The sequence below is a fragment of the Streptomyces sp. SID14515 genome (genome assembly GCF_010548505.1).
GTDB classification, from domain to species: Bacteria; Actinomycetota; Actinomycetes; order Streptomycetales; family Streptomycetaceae; genus Streptomyces; species Streptomyces caviscabies.
Genome location: NZ_JAAGMH010000141.1, coordinates 1 through 3,276, shown reverse-complemented (window position 1 = coordinate 3,276; position 3,276 = coordinate 1). Strand labels below are relative to the sequence as shown.

At 65.2% G+C, this 3,276-nt stretch carries 1 protein-coding gene; it reads left to right on the top strand.

All coding sequences use genetic code 11. From position 1 onward, the window contains the following. On the top strand, positions 1 to 3,276 hold a 3,276-nt coding region (locus tag G3I54_RS34040), incomplete at both ends, for a type I polyketide synthase (RefSeq protein ID WP_164620558.1).

Here is a 3,276-nt window from a genome sequence, read left to right as displayed (position 1 = left end):
CAGGATGGTGCGTCGAATGGGTTGACGGCGCCGAATGGTCCTTCGCAGCAGCGGGTGATTCGGCAGGCGTTGGCGAATGCGCGGTTGTCGTCTTCTGATGTGGATGCGGTGGAGGGTCACGGTACGGGTACGACGTTGGGTGATCCGATTGAGGCGCAGGCGTTGTTGGCGACGTATGGGCAGGGGCGTGAGGAGCCGCTGTGGCTTGGGTCGTTGAAGTCGAATCTGGGTCATACGCAGGCTGCTGCTGGTGTGGCTGGTGTGATCAAGATGGTGATGGCGATGCGGCATGGGGTGTTGCCGCGGACGTTGCATGTGGATGAGCCGTCGTCGCATGTCGACTGGTCGGCCGGTGCGGTCGAGTTGTTGACGGAGGAGCGTGCCTGGCCTGAGGTGGGGCGTCCGCGTCGGGCGGGTGTGTCGTCGTTCGGGATCAGTGGGACGAACGCGCACGTGATTCTGGAGCAGGCGCCTGAGCTGACTGATCCTGTGCCCGTGACGCCTGAGCCGGCCTGCTCGGCAGGTTTGCTGCCAGTGGTGCTGTCGGCCCGGACAGATGCCGCCCTGCGGGCTCAGGCACAGCAGATTCTGGAGCTCGGAAGCGCCGATCCTGTCGCACTGGCCTGGTCATTGGCATCTACGCGATCAGCTCTGGAACACCGGGCGGTGGTGCTGGCCGAGGATCGGGACGCATTGGCTGAGAGCCTCGGTGCCTTGGCGGCGGGTACGCCTTCGGGTCGTGTGGTGCGAGGTGAGGCACGCGCGGGTCGGTTGGGGTTTGTGTTTACGGGTCAGGGTGCGCAGTGGGTGGGGATGGGGTTGGGGTTGTACCGGCGTTTTGAGGTTTTTGCGTCGGTGGTGGATGAGGTGGAGGTGTTGTCGGGTGTGCCGTTGGTGGAGGTGTTGGGGGATGGGGGGTTGCTGGGTCTGACGGAGTGGACTCAGGTGGCGATGTTTGCGGTTGAGGTGGGTTTGTTTCGGTTGTTGGAGTCGTTTGGGGTGCGGCCTGCTGGTGTGGCGGGGCATTCGGTGGGTGAGTTCGCGGCGGCGCATGTGGCGGGGGTGTTGTCGTTGGCGGATGCGGTGGCGTTGGTGGTGGCGCGGGGTCGGTTGATGCAGGGGTTGCCGGCGGGTGGGGCGATGGTGGCGATTGCTGCGAGTGAGGAGGAGGTGGCGCCGTTCTTGGGGGAGGGGGTGTCGTTGGCTGCGGTGAATGGGCCGGGGTCGGTGGTGGTGTCGGGTGTGGAGGATGCGGTTTTGGAGGTGGCGGGGCGTTTTGAGCGGACGTCTCGTTTGCGGGTGAGTCATGCGTTTCATTCGGTGTTGATGGAGCCGATGTTGGATGAGTTTGCGCGTGTGGTGGAGGGGGTGGAGTTTTCGGAGCCGGATTCTGGGATTGCGTTGGTGTGTGCGGGGGATCCGGTGTCGGCGGCGTATTGGGTGGAGCATGTTCGGGCGCCGGTGCGTTTTTCTGATGCGGTGGCGGGGTTGGCTGATTCAGGTGTGAGTGTTTTTGTGGAGGTGGGTCCGGATGCGGTGTTGACGCCGATGGTGGAGGGGGTGTTGGAGGCTGGGCCGTGGGGTGGGGTGGTGGTTCCCACGTTGCGTAGGGAGCAGGACGAAGTCGGGGCTGTTGTGCGGGCGCTGGCGGGGTTGCATGTGGTGGGTGTGGAGGTGGACTGGTCGAGTGTGCTCAGTCCGCGGCCGTTCCTGGATCTGCCGACGTACCCGTTCCAACACCAACACTACTGGCTGCCCGCCGGCCCACGCCTGCCCGCCACAGGCGGACTGCCGAGTCCACGTACGCTGACACCAGCGTCGGCGGATGTCTTGGAGCTCGTCCAGATACACGCGGCCGCGGTGTTGGGCCACTCGGAACCCAGCGAGGTGGAAGCGCATCGCAGCTTCCAGGACATGGGCTTCAGCTCACTCACCGCGATGCAGTTGCGCGACAGCCTCAATACGGCCATCGGGCGGCGCTTGCCGAGCACCCTGGTCTTCGACTACCCCACCCCAGCTGCACTGGCCCGATATCTCGATGCTGGTGATCTGTCGGAGACACCTGCCCTCATCCCGGCAGCGCTGGACGAGCCCATCGCCATCGTGGGCATGGCATGCAGGTTCCCCGGTGGCGTTGACTCGCCGGAGGAACTGTGGCGCCTGGTCGCTGACGGAGTGGACGCCGTGTCGCCGTTCCCCGCGGATCGTGGGTGGGAGCTCGCCCCGTCGTACCAGCACACTCGGAGCGGGGGATTCCTCAACGGCGTGGCGGATTTTGATGCCGACTTCTTCGGGATCAGCCCACGTGAGGCATTGGCCATGGACCCCCAACAGCGGCTGCTGTTGGAGACCTCGTGGGAAGTGTTCGAGCGAGCTGGCATCGATCCTGCAGCGCTCAAGGGCAGCCGTACAGGAGTGTTCGCCGGACTGGCCGGCAACGACTACCAGGCAGTGGTGAGGGGATCCGACGCTTCTGGTTCGCAGTTCGGCATCACCGGCAACTCGGGGAGCGTGGCGTCGGGGCGGATCGCGTATGCGCTGGGTCTTGAGGGTCCGGCGATGACGGTGGATACGGCGTGTTCGTCGTCGTTGGTGGCGCTGCATCTGGCCGCGCAGTCGCTGCGTAACGGTGAGTGCACCCTCGCCCTGGCCGGCGGGGCGACGGTCATGGCGACCCCGGAGGCGTTCGAGGGATTCGCCCAGAATGGATTGGCCGGGGATGGTCGGTGTAAGGCGTTTGCTGATGCGGCTGATGGTACGGGGTGGGGTGAGGGTGTCGGCCTGGTGCTGTTGGAGCGGTTGTCGGATGCGGAGCGTCTTGGGCATCGTGTGCTGGCGGTGGTGCGGGGGAGTGCGGTTAATCAGGATGGTGCGTCGAATGGGTTGACGGCGCCGAATGGTCCTTCGCAGCAGCGGGTGATTCGGCAGGCGTTGGCGAATGCGCGGTTGTCGTCTTCTGATGTGGATGCGGTGGAGGGTCACGGTACGGGTACGACGTTGGGTGATCCGATTGAGGCGCAGGCGTTGTTGGCGACGTATGGGCAGGGGCGTGAGACGCCGCTGTGGCTGGGCTCGCTGAAATCCAACATCGGCCACACGATGGCTGCTGCTGGTGTGGCTGGTGTGATCAAGATGGTGATGGCGATGCGGCATGGGGTGTTGCCGCGGACGTTGCATGTGGATGAGCCGTCGTCACATGTCGACTGGTCGGCCGGTGCGGTCGAGTTGTTGACGGAGGAGCGTGCCTGGCCTGAGGTGGGGCGTCCGCGTCGGGCG